The following is a 16014-nucleotide window of genomic DNA, read 5'->3' as shown; positions in this document are numbered from 1 at the left end:
ACGCTGGCGGCGATCTGGGCCGAAGTGCTAGGCCTGGCCCGCGTCGGTCGCAACGACAACTTCTTCGCGCTCGGCGGCCACTCTCTGCTGGCTATCCGCTTGCTGGAGCGCCTGCGCCAGGCCGGCTATGCCACGGCGGTGCGAACCCTGTTCCAGTACCCGCAGCTCGCCGCCTTCGCGCGGGCCTTCGCCAAGGCGCGGGGCGAGTGCGGCACCTCCCGCGCGGTGATCGTACCCGCCAACGGGATCCCGGAAGGCTGCACCGCCATCACGCCCGATATGCTCACGCTGGCGCGCCTCGATGCCGGGCAGATCCAGCGCATTGTGGGCGCGATCCCCGGCGGCGCTGCCAATATCCAGGACATCTATCCGCTGGCGCCTTTGCAGGAAGGCATCTTGTTCCACTACCTGCTGCAACCGGAGGGCGATCCGTACATTACGCCCTGCCTGCTGCGTTTCGACACCAGGGCACGCTTGTGCGGCTTTGTCGATAGCCTTAACCGGGTCATCGCGCGCCACGATATCTTGCGCACCGCCGTGCTCTGGGAGGGCTTGCCGGAGCCGCTGCAGGTGGTTTGCAGGCAAGCGGTCTTGTCCATTGAGTGGCCGGAGCACGGCGGCGGCGACGCGGGCGCGCGGCTGCGCGAGCTGGTCGATGTCAACGGTTATCGCATCGACGTGCGCCGGGCGCCGCTGATCCGCGCACTGGCCCTGCACGATGCCGCCAACGGTTGCTGGCTGATGCAGTTGTCCAGCCACCACCTGGTGCTGGACCACGTTACGCAGGACCTGCTGGTCGGGGAAGTGGCGCGGATCCAGCAAGGCCGCGCGAGCGAGCTGGCCGAGCCCGTGCCGTTCCGCGATTTCGTGGCGCGGGCGCGGCTGGGCGTCGGCGTGAACGAGCACCAGGCTTTCTTCCAGGCCATGCTGGGCGACGTGGACGCGCCGACCATCCCCTTCGGCGTGCTGGACGTGCAAGGCAGTGGCGCGGGGGTGCGGGAAGCGCGCACCACGCTGGCCACGGAACTGGCCTCGCGGCTGCGCCAGCAGGCCAAGGCCAGGGGCGTTTCGGCCGCAGCCTTCTTTCACCTGGCCTGGGCCATGGTCCTGGCCAAGACCACGGGCAGGGACGACGTGGTGTTCGGCACCGTGCTTTTCGGGCGCATGCAAGGCGGTGCCGGCATCGAGAACGCGTTCGGCATGTTCATCAATACGCTGCCGCTGCGCGTCGACATGCGCGGCCAGGACGCCGCGCACTGCCTGGCGCGAACGCATGCCGGCCTGGCCGGCCTGCTGTACCACGAGCATGCCAGCCTGATGCTGGCCCAGCGCTGCAGTGCCTTGCCGGTGGGCACGCCGCTGTTTTCCACTTTGCTGAACTATCGCTACAGCACGCCTGAAGGGGCGGAACTGGCCTGGGACGGCGTGGCCGTGCTGCAGGAAGAGGAGCGGACCAACTATCCCTTCACGCTGACCGTGGACGATCTCGGACAGGACTTCGCGCTGGTCGCGCAAGCGGACCGATCGGTCGCACCGCAGCGTCTGTGCGACTACGTGTCGGGCGCCTTGCAGGCGTTGCTCGATGCGCTCGATGCGCCAGCTGGCGCGTTGCTCGGCAATCTGGACTTGCGCACCACGCAGGAACGCGCGGACCTGTGCGCCTGGGGCGAGAACCACCAGCGCTATCCCGACGCCGGGCCGGTGCACCAGCGCATCGAGCGCCAGGCGCTGGCGCGGCCGCTGGCGGTTGCGGTGTGTCATGGCACCGCCACGCTGAGCTATGCGGCGCTGAATTCCAGCGCGAACCGCGTGGCCCATCACCTGATCGCGCGGGGCGCTGGGCCCGAGACACGGGTGGGCATCGCAATGGAGCGCTCTATCGAGATGGTGGTGGGATTGCTGGGGATCCTGAAGGCTGGCGCCGCCTATGTGCCGCTGGACCCGGACTATCCGGCCGAACGGCTAGCCTATATGGCGCAAGACAGCGGCATCGCGCTGCTGCTGACGCAAAGCCACCTGCGCGCGCCACAGTCGGGCCTGGCCACGCTGACACTCGATACGCTGGACCTGTCCGGCGAGCCCGACCACAACCCGGGCGTGCCGTCGCATGGCGACAGCCTGGCCTATGTGATCTACACCTCCGGGTCCACCGGCCGGCCCAAGGGCGCGGCCAACCGCCACGCCGCGCTGTCCAACCGGCTGGACTGGATGCAGGACGCCTACGGGCTGGACGCGGCCGACACCGTGCTGCAAAAGACGCCGTTCGGCTTCGATGTCTCGGTGTGGGAGTTCTTCTGGCCGCTGATGGAAGGTGCCCGGCTGGTGCTGGCACAACCGGGCGACCACCGCGACCCGGCGCGCCTGACGGCGCTGATTCGCCAGCATCAGGTCAGCACCATCCATTTTGTGCCCTCCATGTTGCAGGCCTTCCTGGCCCACGACGGTGCCGCCGGCTGCACCAGCCTGCGGCGCGTGGTTTGCAGCGGCGAGGCGCTGCCAGCGGAACTGCAGGCCCAGCTCTTTGCGCGGCTGCCGCAAGCGGCGCTCTACAACCTGTACGGCCCCACCGAAGCGGCCATCGACGTCACCCACTGGCGTTGCCGGCCAGACGGCCTGAACCACGTCGCGATCGGGCAGCCCATCGCCGGCACCCGGACCCACGTGCTGGATGCGGATCTCAACCCGGTGCCGCCGGGCACGCCGGGCGAGCTGTACCTCGGCGGCGCCGGGCTGGCCCGTGGCTACCTGGACCGGCCGGGGCTGACCAGCGAGCGCTTCGTCACGGATCCTTTCGCCGATGGCGCCCGGCTGTATCGCACGGGCGATCTGGTGCGCTGGCGCGCGGATGGACAACTGGAGTACCTGGGCCGCCTGGACCACCAGGTGAAGATTCGCGGCCTGCGCATCGAACTCGGCGAGATCGAGGCGCAACTGCTGGCGCAGGCGCCTGTGCGCGAGGCGGTGGTGGTCGCCCGACCCGGACCGTCCGGGCCGCTCCTGGTTGCCTACGTTTGCGCGGCCAGCGGGGATGGGCTCGACACGGGCGCGCTGCGCGCGCAACTGGCCAGGACGTTGCCGGACTACATGGTGCCGAGCGCGATCGCGGTGCTCGATGCGCTGCCGCTCAACGCTAACGGCAAGCTGGACCGCAAGGCGCTGCCCGAGCCGGCGCCGGCCAGCGCGCAAGCCTATGCGCCGCCGCAAGGCGAAGTGGAACAAGCGCTGGCGGCGATCTGGTCGGAAGTGCTTGGCATAGCGCGCATCGGCCGCCACGACAACTTCATCGAACTCGGCGGCCACTCGCTCAATGTGATGGAGGTGGCCGCGCTGGCGCGGCAACGCCACGGGCTGGAGCTGCCGTTGCGCGCGGTGTTTACGGCGCCGACGCTGGCCGGGCTGGCGCTGGCGCAGCCGGCACCGGACCAACAGGCGCGGCAACGCGCCGAGCAACTCGCAGCCATCGACGCGCTGCTTACCGAACTGGAATAAACGACCTATGCAAACCGAGACGCACCGACTCGCCGAACGCCTGGCAGCACTGCCCAGGACACAGCGCCTGGGCTTGCTGCGGCGCCTGGCGGAGCAGGGCATGGACGCCTCCGCCCTGCCCATCGTGCCGTTCCGGCGCGACGAGCCGTTGCCCGCCTCTTACGCGCAACGCGGGCTCTGGCTAACCTGGCGCATGGCGCCGCACAGCGCCGCCTACAACATGGCCGGCACGCTGGTGCTGGGCGGCGCGCTCGACGCCAATGCCCTGGACGCCGCCGTACAGGACCTGGTCCGGCGTCATGAAGTGCTGCGCACGGTGTTCCGGATGGATGCCGGTGGCGAACTGCTGCAAGTGGTGCAGCCCGCCAGCCCGGTGCCGCTGGTGCTGTATGACCTGACGGCCGTGCCGCACGGTGAGCGCGAGACCCGGTCGCAGGCATGGGCGCGGGAGCAGGCCCGGCAGCCTTTCGACCTGGAGGCCGGCCCGGTGTGGCGGTTGGCACTGCTGCGCATCGACGCGCAGACGCACTGGCTGTCGATCGTGGCCCATCACATCGCCGCGGATGGCTGGTCCGAGTCGGTGCTGGTACGGGACCTGGGCGCGCTTTACGCGGCGCGCGCGGCGGGGCGGGCGCCGGATCTGCCGGATCTGCCGATCCAGTTCGCGGACTACGCCACCTGGCAGCGTGAATGGACCGCGGCGGGCGAGATCGAGCGGCAACTGGCGTTCTGGAAGCAACGCCTGGGCAGCGCTGCCCCCGTCGCGATGCCGCTGCCGCTGGACCGCCCGCGCCCGGCGTCGCGCAGCGACGCTGGTGGGCAGCACCGCATCGCACTGTCCGGTGCGGTGGCGGCCGACGTGCGCCGGCTGGCGGAGTCGAACGGCAGCACGGTGTTCATGGTGATGCTGGCATTGTTCAAGCTGGTGCTGGCGCGCACCAGCGGCGCCGGCGATATCCGCATCGGCTCGCCGGTGGCCAACCGCAGCCGGGCGGAGACGCACGGGCTGGTGGGCTACCTGACCAATGTGCTGGTGCTGCGCACGCAGGTGGATCCGCGCGCCAGCTTCCAGGCCTTGCTGGCGGCGGTGCGCGAGACCGTGCTCGACGCCCATGCCCATGCCGATTGCCCGTTCGACCTGCTCGTCTCCACGCTGGCCGGCGAGCGCGAGGCCGGCGTCCATCCCTTGTTCCAGGTCAAGTGCGCGGAACAACAGGAGGCCGCCGATCCTGCCGCCTTCGGTGGCCTGGCGCTCGACACATGTGCCGAGCAGGCCGTGCACGCCCACTTTGACCTGAGCCTGGATTTCACCGCGAAGGACACCACGATCGACTGCGAGTTCGTCTATGCGTTGGATGTCTTCGAGCCGTCCACGGTGGCCCGCATGGCCACGCTGCTGGCGGAGATGGCGCAGCGTGCGGCCGCAGCGCCGGGCCAGCCGCTGATCGAACTGCTGCCCGCCGTGGTGCCATCGCAGGCGGCGGGCGAGACCGTGCCCCGCAGCGGCGCAGACGACGTGCTCGCGTGCTGGTCGCGCAGCGTAGCCGCGGCCGGCGCAGCGCCCGCGCTGCGGTATGAGGATGAAGTCCTCACGCGCGCCGCGCTCGATGCACGGGCGGACGCACTGGCCGCGCAACTGCTTGCGCGCGGCGTCGGGCCGGAGGTCCGCGTGGGCGTGCACGCCGCGCGCTCGATCGATCTGGTGGCCGGCCTGCTGGCCGTGCTCAAGGCGGGCGGTGTCTATGTGCCGCTGGACCCGGCTTTGCCGCCGGCGCGGCTGGCCTACCAGGTGCACGACAGCGGCATGGCGCTGCTACTGAGCGCCGGCGAGCCGGCATGGGCGCCGGGGATTCCCGTGTTGCCGCTGGCGCCGTCGGCTCCCGCGCTGCGCGCGCCAGTGTTGCACGCGCCGAACCCGCGCCAGACGGCCTACGTCATCTATACCTCCGGCTCCACGGGGCAGCCGAAGGGCGTCGCTGTCGATCGCGGCGCGCTGGCCAACTATGTACAGGGCGTGCTGGCCCGGCTCGCCTTGCCGCAGGACGCCACCAGCATGGCGCTGGTGTCCACCGTGGCAGCCGACCTGGGACACACCGTGCTGTTCGGCGCGCTGTGCGCCGGCCGCTTGCTGCACCTGATCTCAGCCGAGCGCGCCTTCGACCCCGATGGCTTCGCGGACTATATGCGCCGTCACCGGGTGGATGTGCTCAAGATCGTGCCCAGCCACCTGCAAGCCTTGCTCAACGCCGGCAAGCCTGCCGATGTGCTGCCGCACCGGCAGCTTGTGCTGGGCGGCGAGGCCACGCGCTGGGCGCTGCTCGATCGCCTGGCCGGGTTGCGCGCGCAGACGCGGGTGTTCAATCACTATGGGCCAACCGAGGCCACTGTGGGCATTGTCATGCAGGACGGCGGCACGGCGCCGCGCAAGGCCGTCATGCTGCCGATCGGGCGGCCTTTGCCCAACTGCGCCATCCATGTGCTCGATGCCGGCCTGGATCCCGTGCCGCAGGGCGCGGCGGGCGAGTTGTACCTGGGCGGCGCGGGGCTGGCGCGCGGCTACCAGGGCCGCGCCGCGCAGACCGCCGAGCGCTTCGTGGCGAGTCCTTTCGCACCCGGCGAACGGCTGTACCGCAGCGGAGATTGCGTACGGATGCTGGAGGACGGTAGCCTGGAATTCCTCGGGCGGATCGATGACCAGGTCAAAGTGCGCGGGTTCCGCGTTGAACTCAGGGAGGTCGCGCAGTCGCTGCTGCAACAACCCGGCTTGGCGCAGGCCGAAGTGATCTGCCGGGAGAACCACGACGGCCAGACCATTCTGCATGGCTACGTCGTGCCGGCAGCCGGTGCCAGCCTCGATGGCGAAGCCTTGCGCCATGCGCTCGGGGAACGGTTGCCCGAGTACATGGTGCCGGCGGCGATCATGGTGCTGGAAGCCTTGCCCCTGAACGCCAACGGCAAGGTGGACCGGAGGGCGCTGCCGGTGCCTGAGCTGGCTGGCGGTCTCGCCTATGCCGTGCCGCAAGGTGAGACCGAAGCCACCCTGGCGGCGATCTGGGCCGAAGTGCTGGGCCTGCCGCGCGTTGGCCGCGATGACAATTTCTTCGCGCTGGGTGGCGACTCCATCTTGAGCCTGAAGGTGGTGGCCCGCGCGCGCAAGGCTGGCATCAAGCTGGCGCCGCGGCAGTTGTTCGAGCGCCAGAGCGTGGCTGCGCTGGCTGCGTCGGTGGCACCGGCCAACGGTTCCGCGCCGGTGCCGGCAGCGGCCATGCCGGTCCTCGATGCCGCGCAACGGGCCTTGCCGCTGGCGTTGTCCTACGCGCAGGCACGCCAGTGGTTCCTGTGGCAACTGGATCCCGGTAGCACGGCGTACCACATCGCGGGGGCGCTGCGGCTCAAAGGCGCGCTGGACCTGGACGCCCTGCGCGGCAGCTTTGCCGCGCTGGTGGCGCGCCATGAGGCGTTGCGCACGGTGTTCCCCGCGGACGCCGAGGGCGTAGCCACGCAACAGGTGCTGCCACACCACATGCCCGAGGTATCCCTGACCGACTTTGCGGCGCTGCCGGCCGGCGAGCGTGAAGCGCGTGCCTGGCAGGAAGCCCGGGGGCTGGCCGAGACGCCATTCGACCTAGCCGGGGCGCCGCCGCTGCGCGTTGCGCTGCTGCGTGTCGCGGCCGCCGAGCACATCCTGATAGTCGTGATGCACCACATCGTGTCGGACGGCTGGTCGATGCAGCTGGTGGTCGACGAATTTGTGGCGCAATACCGTGCGCGGCTGCAAGGGCAGGAGCCTGTGCTGCCGGCCTTGCCGATCCAGTACACCGACTACGCCGCCTGGCAGCGGACCTGGCTCGAAGCCGGAGAACGCGAGCGCCAGCTCGGCTACTGGAAGGCCCGGTTGGGAACGTCGCAGCCGGTGTTGCAACTTGCCAGCGACCATCCGCGGCGCCCCGGTGGCTATCGCGTGGCCCGCCACGAGATGGCGCTGCCGGCCAGTCTGGTGCAGGCGCTGGGCCAGCGCGCGCAAGCCGAAGGCGCCAGCCTGTTCATGGCATTGCTGGCCGGCTGGCAAACGCTGCTGTACCGCTACACGGGCCAGCCAGTGATTCGCGTGGGCGTGCCGGTGGCCAACCGCCACCGCGTAGAAACCGAGGGCGTTGTGGGCCTGTTCGTCAATACCCAGGTGCTCAGTGGCTTGCTCGACGGGCGCATGACGTTGTCCGAGGTGCTGAGCCAGACCAAGGAAGCGGCGCTGGGCGCGCAGGCGCATCAGGACCTGCCCTTCGAACAACTGGTGGAGGCCCTGCAGCCGGATCGGAGCCTGGGCCATAGCCCGCTGTTCCAGGTGATGTACAACCACCAGCGCGAGGACTACCGGGCACTGGCGCAATTGCCTGGGCTGGCGCTGGAGCGCTATGCGCTGGGCGACCAGGCCGCGCAGTTCGAATTGACGCTGGACACGGCGGAGCTACCGGGCGGCCAGCTCGTGGCGAGCTTCAGCTACGCGCGGGAATTGTTCGAGGCAGCCACCATCGCGAGCTTGGCGGATCACTACCTGATCCTGCTGCAGGCGCTGGCCAGCCACCCCGGGCAGGCACTGGGCGACATCGACTTGCGGGACAGCACACAGGCGCGCCAGCTTCGGGAGTGGGGCGTCAACGCGCAGCGCTACGCCGAGGCGCTGCCGGTGCACCAGCTGATCGAGCAGCAGGCGCGCCGCACGCCACAGGCCACGGCGCTGGTGTTTGGCGCACAGGCGCTGGGCTACGCCGAGCTCAATGCGCGCGCCAACCGGCTGGCTCACCGCCTGATCGCGCTGGGCATTGGCCCGGAAGCCAGGGTGGGCATCGCGGCAGGGCGCTCGATCGAGATGGTGGTGGGCTTGCTGGGCATCCTGAAAACGGGCGCCGCCTACGTGCCGCTCGACCCGGCCTACCCGGCCGATCGGCTGGCGTATATGGCGCAGGACAGCGGCATCCGGCTGCTGCTCACGCAGGGCGCAGGCGTACCAGCGGCGCCGGCAGGATTGCCCACGCTTGAACTCGACACGCTGGACCTTGGCGCGGGGCCCGTCCACGACCCCGCCGTGCCGGTCCATGGCGACAGCCTGGCCTATGCCATCTTCACCTCCGGCTCCACCGGCCGGCCCAAAGGGGTGATGGTGCGTCACCACGCGCTGAGCCATTTCCTCCTGAGCATGCAGCGCGCGCCGGGCCTGGTCGCCGACGATACGCTGGTGGCCGTGACCTCGCTGTCGTTCGACATCGCGGCGCTGGAGCTATACCTGCCGCTTACCGTTGGCGCCCGTATCGTGCTGGCCGGCCGGGACACCGCGCGCGATGGCGCGGCGCTGGCCCGGCTGGTCGAGGACAGCGGCGCCACCGCGCTGCAGTCCACCCCGGCGGGCTGGCGCATGCTGCGTGCCGGCGGCTGGCCGCGGACGCCCCTGCGCGGCTTCAAGGGCCTGTGCGGCGGGGAGGCGCTGCAACCCGACCTGGCGCGCGACCTGAAGGCGCTCGGCGTGGACCTGTGGAATATGTACGGCCCGACCGAAGCCACCATCTGGTCGGCCGCCGCGCGCGTACAGGGCGATGCGCCCGGCGTTGGCGGGGCCATCGCGGACACCCGGCTCCTGGTGCTGGATGACAGCCTGCAAGCCGTGCCGCCCGGCGTGCCCGGCGAGCTCTACCTGGGCGGCGCGGGGCTGGCGCGCGGCTACGCGGCGCGGGCTGCGCTGACGGCCGAGCGCTTCGTGGCCGATCCCTTTGACGGCGAGGGGGGCAGGCTGTACCGTACTGGCGACCTGGTGCGCTGGCGGGCGGACGGGCAGCTGGAATACCTCGGACGGATCGATCACCAGGTGAAGATCCGGGGCTTTCGCATTGAGCTTGGGGAGATCGAGGCGCATCTGCTCAGGCAACCCGAGGTGCGCGAAGCGGTGGTGGTGGCCAGCGTCGCGGCGGCGGGCGCGCGGCTGGTGGCCTATGTCTCGGCCCACGGCGACGAGCTCGACGCGCAAGCGCTGCGTGCCCGGCTTGGCGCCAGCCTGCCGGAGTACATGGTGCCCAGCGCGATCGTGGTGCTGGCCGCATTGCCCCTGAACGGCAACGGCAAGGTGGATCGCAACGCGCTGCCGGCGCCGGATGCCGGCAGCACGGAGGCCTATGAAGCGCCCCAAGGCGACAGGGAAGCCGCCGTGGCGGCGATCTGGTCGGAGGTGCTGGGCGTCGCGCGCGTCGGGCGCAACGATCATTTCTTTGCGCTCGGCGGCCATTCCCTGCTGGCCACACAGGTGGCCTCCCGCATCAGGAAGACGCTGGGCCTGGCATTCCCGCTGCGGCAGGTGTTCGAATTCCCGGAGCTGCACCGCTTCGCCGCGGCGCTGCGCACACAGCAGGCGGGCGACATGCCCGCGCATGCCGGGCCCGTGTTTGCCCCCATGCCAGCGGGCGGCGATCTGCGGCCCTTGTCCCATGCCCAGCAGCGGCTGTGGTTCCTGTGGAAGCTGGATCCGCAGAGCGCGGCTTTCCACATCCCGGCGGCTTTCCGCCTGGACGGCGAGCTCGACCTGACGGCATTGCGCTTTGCCTTCGGTCATCTGGTCGCGCGCCACGCGGTCCTGCACACGGTGTTCTGCGAGCAGGACGGGCAGGGATGGCAACGCATCCGCGCGCCCTTCGAACCTGAGGTGGAGATCACCGACCTGGCTTGTCAAGGAGCGGCCTGGGCCGAACAGGCCCGCGCGCATATCGAAGCGCAGACGCGCAAGCCGTTCGCACTGGAGCAGGGCCCTTTGCTGCGGGTTAGCCTGCTGCGCCTGGCGCCCGACGCGCACATCCTGGTGGTGGTGATGCACCACATTGTGACGGATGGCTGGTCCATCGGCGTGATGATGCGGGAGTTCGTCCATGCCTACGCCGCACGCCAGGCGGGCCAGGACCCGGACCTGCCCGCCTTGCCTCTGCAGTACGCTGACTTCGCCGCCCGGCAACGCAACTGGCTGGACGGCGGTGAAATGGCGCGGCAACTGGCGTACTGGCGGGCCACGTTGGCGGACGTACCGGCACTGGCGCTGCCCGCTGACAAGGCCCTGCCGGCGGCACGCGCGTATCCCGGCGGCATTGCCGTGAGGTCCCTCGATGCCGGTTTGTCCGTGGCCGTGCGCAAGCTTGCCCACGCGCACCACGCGACGCCGTTCATGGTCCTGCTGGCCGCGTTCGCCCTGGTTACGGCACAGCGCTCCGGCCAGCCGGCGTTTTTTGTTGGCACCGACATGGCTAACCGTAACCGCCAGGAGACCGAAGGCCTAGTCGGCTTCTTCGTCAACCAGGTGGCTTTGCCGGTCGATTGCGCAACGCCGCCGACGCTGGCGGCGTTACTGGTGCAGTTGCGCGGCACCGTGATGGACGCCGCCGACCACCAGGACCTGCCGTTTGACCGCCTGGTGGAATCACTGCGCGTGGGCCGGCGCAGCGGCCGCGCGCCGCTGTTCCAGGTCAAGGTGCTCTACCAGGAGGATGCCGCGACCGCATTTGCCCTGCCCGGGCTGGCGGTCGCCGACCACCCGGTGGGCGCCAAGGAGGCCGAGCTGGACCTGATCGCGGGCTTCGCCGCGGCCGGCGAGCGCATCGAACTCACGCTCAAATATGACCGCGAAGTGTTTGACGACCAGACCATCGACAGCCTCGGCGAAGAGATCGTCGCCGTGCTGCGTGCCTGCATCGCCGACCCCGCCGCGCGCCTCGAGACACTGCGCGCCGTGGCGGCGCAGAGCCGGCACGCGGCCAGCGCGCAACAGGCGCAGGCGCGCGCGCGGCGGCTGGCCGGGCTGCGCACCGGCCTGAAACCGCGTACCGCGCCGCTGGCGCGGTAAGCCAAGCCCTCCATGACATCGAACAAAAGCAGCAATAGGAACAGGAGTAGCTATCGTGACCATGACCACAGGTAGGCCGAAACTTGGCAGCGTGCGGCGCCAGACCGTTGCCGGCGCCAGCGCGGAGCTGGTGCGCTGGCAGCGCATGTTCGAATCCGATGACCTGCCGGCGCTGTGCGAGCCAGAGCTCGCCGGTGTCCGTTTTCCAGAGTGGGCCGCCACGCATCGCGAGGACATCCAGCGGCGCCTCCTGGCGCACGGCGCCATTCTCTTCCGCGGCTTCGCGGTGGCGAGCGCCGAAGAGTTCAACCGCTGCATCGACGGCGTCTCCGGCGGCGCGCTGGAGTACAAGTTCCGCGCCTCGCCGCGCACCCAGATCCACAAAGACCTGAATGTCTACACCTCGACCGACTACCCCGCGCAGGAGAGTATCTTCCCGCATAACGAGCATTCCTACTCGCCGGTGTTCCCGCTGCATCTCTTCCTGTATTGCGATACGCCCGCGCTGACGGGCGGTGAAACCCCGATCGGCAGCACCCGGAGGCTGCTGCGCGGCATCCGCCCGGAAGTGCGCGCCGCGTTCGAGCGCAAGGGCATTATGTATGTGCGCAACTACGGCGAAGGCTTTGGCCTGCCCTGGCAGACCGTGTTCCAGACCTCGGACCGCGCCACGGTGGAGTCCTACTGCCAGGGCGTGGGCATCACCGTGGAGTGGAAGAGCGGCGACCGCTTGCGCACGCGCCAGGTGGGGCCCGCGTTGATGCGTCATCCCGGCACCGGCGAGGCGGTGTGGTTCAACCATGGCACCTTCTTCCATGAACTCACCCTGCCGGCGGTGGTGCGCGCGCAACTGCGCAGCGAATTCGCCGCCGAGGACCTGCCGCAGAACACCTTCTATGGCGACGGCACACCGATCGAGCCCGAGTTCATCGAGCACCTGCAGGCGCAATACCGCAGCGTGATGGTGCAGTTTCCCTGGAAAAAGGGGGATGTCCTGATGCTCGACAATATGCTGGCACTGCACGGGCGCGGGCCCTTCGGCGGGCCGCGCCGGGTAATGGTGGCCATGGCGCAGGCCTGCCGTGGTGCCGAACTGGCACTGGGAGGTGCGGCATGAGCGCGCATGACAAGGAACTCGCAGGCTATGGCTTATCGTCCCAACAGTGCGGAGCGTACGTGCCGGATGCGGGACGCGCCGCGCCGGCCACGGTGATGCTGGCCGAAGGGCCAGCCCAGGGTTGCCCGCCCGCAGCACTGCGCCGCGCGCTCGACCGGCTGGTCGCCCGGCATGAAATCCTGCGCACGGTGTACCGTCCGGTCGCGGGGTTGCACTATCCCTTGCAGTCCGTGATGCCTGGCCTGGCACCCGCGTGGCCCTTGGCAGATGTGGCCGATGCCACCGATGACGAGCAGCTGATGCACGCCGCGCGCGCGGCACTACGCCTGCAGGACGGACCGGTGCTGGGCGTGGCTCTGGCCACGTCCGCGGCGGGCCGGATGCGGGTGGCGCTGGCTGCGCCCGCTGGCAGCCTGGACGCGGCTGCCATGCAGGCACTGATGTCGTCCTGCCTTGAGCATTGCCTTGCGTCATCGGCGTCATCAGTGCCGCCGGCAACCGGCGACGAGGTGCTGCAGTACGCCGACTATGCCGCCTGGCAGGGCGAGCTGTTCGCCAGCGATGTCGGGCAGGAGGGCGCGCGCTACTGGCAGGCGCAGGCAGCCAGCGCCGGCGCCGCCTTGCGCCTGCCTTTCGAAAACGAGGCGGCCGGGCACGCAGGCGCCACGCAGACGCTGGCCCTGAGCACTGCGGCCGTCCACGCGGTGACCGCGCTGGCGCGACGCCTGGCGCTGCCTTCCGACAAGGTGATGGCGGGCCTGTGGGCGGGATTCGTGGCGCGCATCGCGCAAACCGATGAGGTGTCCTTCGATTGGCACTGCGTTGCCAGGGCGGACGAACTGGCCGGTGCGCTGGGCTGCTTCGTCAATCAACTGCCGGTATCCGCGCGGATCGATCCCCACGCCAGCGTGGACGCTCTGGTGCGGGCGGTGGCCGAGCGGCTCGAAGCTGCCGAATCCTGGCACGAGTGCTTCGACGCCGGCGCGTTCCTCGACAGCTTGGCACGCAACGGCAAGCTGCGACAGGGGCTTGCATTCGCCCATTTGCGCCTCGCCGGACTGCCCGGTGGCTGGACCTGTACGCGCGTCGACACGGACCCGGGCAACGCGCACTTGCATTGCGCCTGCATCGAGGCGCCGGGCGGGTGGACGCTGCGCTGGACGGCCACGGACGCCCACGCGCCGGAAACACTCCGCACCTGGATGCGCCAGTTCTCCACCTTGCTGGAGGGCGTGAGCGCCAATCCTGCGTTGCCTTGGCACGCCAGGTCCATGCTAGGTGAAACGGAGCGCGCGCAGATTCTCGGCGGCGCCGGCCAGCCTTGCGGCGCACCGCGCAGCGCCAACCTGCACCAGCTGTTCGAGGCACAGGCCACGCGCGAACCGCAAGCGCTGGCCGTGGCCTGCGGCGACGCGCGGCTGAGCTATGCCGAGCTGGATGATCGCGCCAGCCGGCTGGCACGCCGCCTGCGGGCGCGTGGCGCCGGCGCCGAACAGGTCATCGGTGTACATCTGGGTCGCTCGGCCGATGCCATCATCGCCATGCTGGCGGTGATGAAAAGCGGTGCCGCCTACCTGCCGCTCGACCCCGCTTATCCGGCCGAACGCATTGCCCTGATGCTGGAGGACGCGCAGATCCAGATCCTGATCCTCGGGCGCGGCGAGCGCGCGCAGTGGGCCGGACGCGGGCTGGACCTGCTGTGCGTGGACGACGAATCCGGGGACAAGGCGGCCATCCCGTCCACGGCGCGCCCGGCGGTAACCGGCGGTAACTTGGCCTACCTGATCTATACCTCGGGTTCGACCGGCCGGCCCAAGGCCGTGATGGTCAGCCATGCCAACGCAGTGGCCTCCACCGTGGCCCGCTCGACCTTCTACCGCGAGCGGGTTTCGCGCTTCCTGCTGCTGTCCTCGTTCTCGTTCGATAGCTCGGTGGCAGGCATCTTCTGGACGCTCGGGCAGGGCGGCACGCTGGTGCTTCCGGACGAAGACACCCACCGCGACCCCGTGCGCATCGCGCAGATGGTCGCGCGGCACCGGGTCTCCCATCTGCTGGCGCTGCCTTCGTTCTACCAGCAGGTCCTGGACAGCCTGGAAGACGGCGACAGCCTGCGCTGCGCCGTGGTCGCGGGCGAAGCCTGCCATGCCGGCCTGGTCCAGGCACACCGCCGCCGCGTGCCCGATGCCGCGCTGGTCAACGAGTACGGGCCAACCGAAGGTACCGTCTGGTCCAATGCGTTTCGCGTCGTGCCCGGCATGGTGGCGGCGCGCATTCCCATCGGCCGTGCCATACCATCGATGCGCGGCTACGTGCTCGACGAGCAATTGGCACTATGCCCCGTCGGCATGCCAGGCGAGTGGTATATCGGCGGCGACGGCATCACCCGCGGCTACCGCGCACGGCCCGGCCTGACGGCTCAGCGCTTCGTCGCCGATCCGTTCGCGAGCGGCGAGCGGCTTTATCGCACCGGCGACTTGGTGCGGCAACGGCCGGATGGCGAGATCGAGTATCTTGGCCGGATCGACAACCAGGTCAAGCTGCGCGGCCACCGCATCGAACTAGGCGAGATCGAGGCCAGCCTGCTTGCCCACGAGGCGGTGCGCGAGGCGGTGGCGTTGATCCATGATGAGGCGGATCTTGGGGCGCGGCTGCTGGCCTATGTCAGGGCCGATAGCGACGTGGACAGCGCTGGCGCGGCGGCACTGGCCGAATCGCTGCAGGCGCAACTGCGCGCGTGCCTGCCCGCCTACATGGTGCCGGCCCGTATCGTCGTGGTAGAGCGCATGCCGGCCATGCCCAATGGCAAGGTCGACCGCCAGGCGCTACTGGCCTTGGGCGAGACGGGGCTGCGCCCCGCCTTCGTCGCGCCCGGCAACGCGGCCGAGCGCGCACTGGCGCAGATCTGGGAGGCCATCCTCAAGGTGGAGCACGTGGGACTGGACGACAACTTCTTCGACCTGGGCGGGCATTCCCTGCTAGCCACGCAGGTTACCGCCCGCATCCGGCAGCAGTTGTCGGTCGATATGCCGCTGCGCGAACTGTTTGAAGCGGGCACGTTGCGTGAACTGACGGCCAGGGTGCAAGCGCTGACGGAGACGGGCCGCGACGAGCTGGCTTCGATGGAGGACATCCTGGCCGAGGCAGAGGGCACCCGATGAGCGCCGTGGAAACGCAAAATGCGGCGGAGATGGAGGCCATCGCCCGCCGCTTGTCGGCGCTGGCGCCGGACGTCCGCCAGACCGTATTGCGCAAGATGATCGCGCGTGGGCTGACGCCGGCGAGACTGCCAATTGTCCCGTACGCGCGCCACACGGCCGAGCCGCTGTCCTATGCGCAATCGCGCCAGTGGTTCCTGTGGCAACTGAACCCGCACGGTGCCGCCTACCATCTGGCAGGCGGGCTGCGGGCCAGTGGCCGCCTGGACGACGTGGCGCTGCGGCAGAGCTTCGCAGCGCTGGTGGCGCGGCACGAATCGCTGCGCACGGTGTTCCGCGCGGATGCGCAAGGATTGGCCGGACAAGTGGTGAGGGACAGTGTC

At 69.8% G+C, this 16014-nt stretch carries 5 protein-coding genes; all 5 read left to right on the top strand.

Translation table 11 applies throughout. From position 1 onward, the window contains the following. Window positions 1-3489 (top strand): amino acid adenylation domain-containing protein (locus AC1RQC_RS39945; protein WP_492886803.1); only part of this gene is annotated, 3489 nt, incomplete at its 5' end. Between the two features lie 7 nt (window positions 3490-3496). Beyond that, window positions 3497-11359, top strand: a complete 7863-nt coding sequence (locus tag AC1RQC_RS39940) for an amino acid adenylation domain-containing protein (protein WP_492886801.1) — start codon at window positions 3497-3499, stop codon at window positions 11357-11359. 61 nt (window positions 11360-11420) lie between these two features. Continuing rightward, window positions 11421-12476 carry a TauD/TfdA family dioxygenase gene (locus AC1RQC_RS39935; RefSeq protein ID WP_492886800.1) on the top strand — a complete coding sequence of 352 codons (1056 nt, stop codon included), beginning with the start codon at window positions 11421-11423 and terminating at the stop codon, window positions 12474-12476. After that, window positions 12473-15634, top strand: a complete 3162-nt coding sequence (locus AC1RQC_RS39930; RefSeq protein WP_492886798.1) for a non-ribosomal peptide synthetase — start codon at window positions 12473-12475, stop codon at window positions 15632-15634. Before AC1RQC_RS39935 ends, AC1RQC_RS39930 begins: the two co-directional genes overlap by 4 nt. Before the next feature lie 5 nt (window positions 15635-15639). After that, window positions 15640-16014: condensation domain-containing protein (locus AC1RQC_RS39925; RefSeq protein WP_492886796.1), on the top strand; the 375-nt coding region annotated here is incomplete at its 3' end.

This window comes from Cupriavidus sp. GW822-FHT03E04, assembly GCF_058801495.1.
This window is presented reverse-complemented; position numbering and strand designations above follow the sequence as displayed.

Bases quoted from the DNA above. Each gene is read 5' to 3' on its own strand.
- AC1RQC_RS39940 (WP_492886801.1), top strand. From the start codon at position 3,497: ATGCAAACCGAGACGCACCGACTCGCCGAACGCCTGGCAGCACTGCCC.
- AC1RQC_RS39935 (WP_492886800.1), top strand. From the start codon at position 11,421: ATGACCACAGGTAGGCCGAAACTTGGCAGCGTGCGGCGCCAGACCGTT.
- AC1RQC_RS39930 (WP_492886798.1), top strand. From the start codon at position 12,473: ATGAGCGCGCATGACAAGGAACTCGCAGGCTATGGCTTATCGTCCCAA.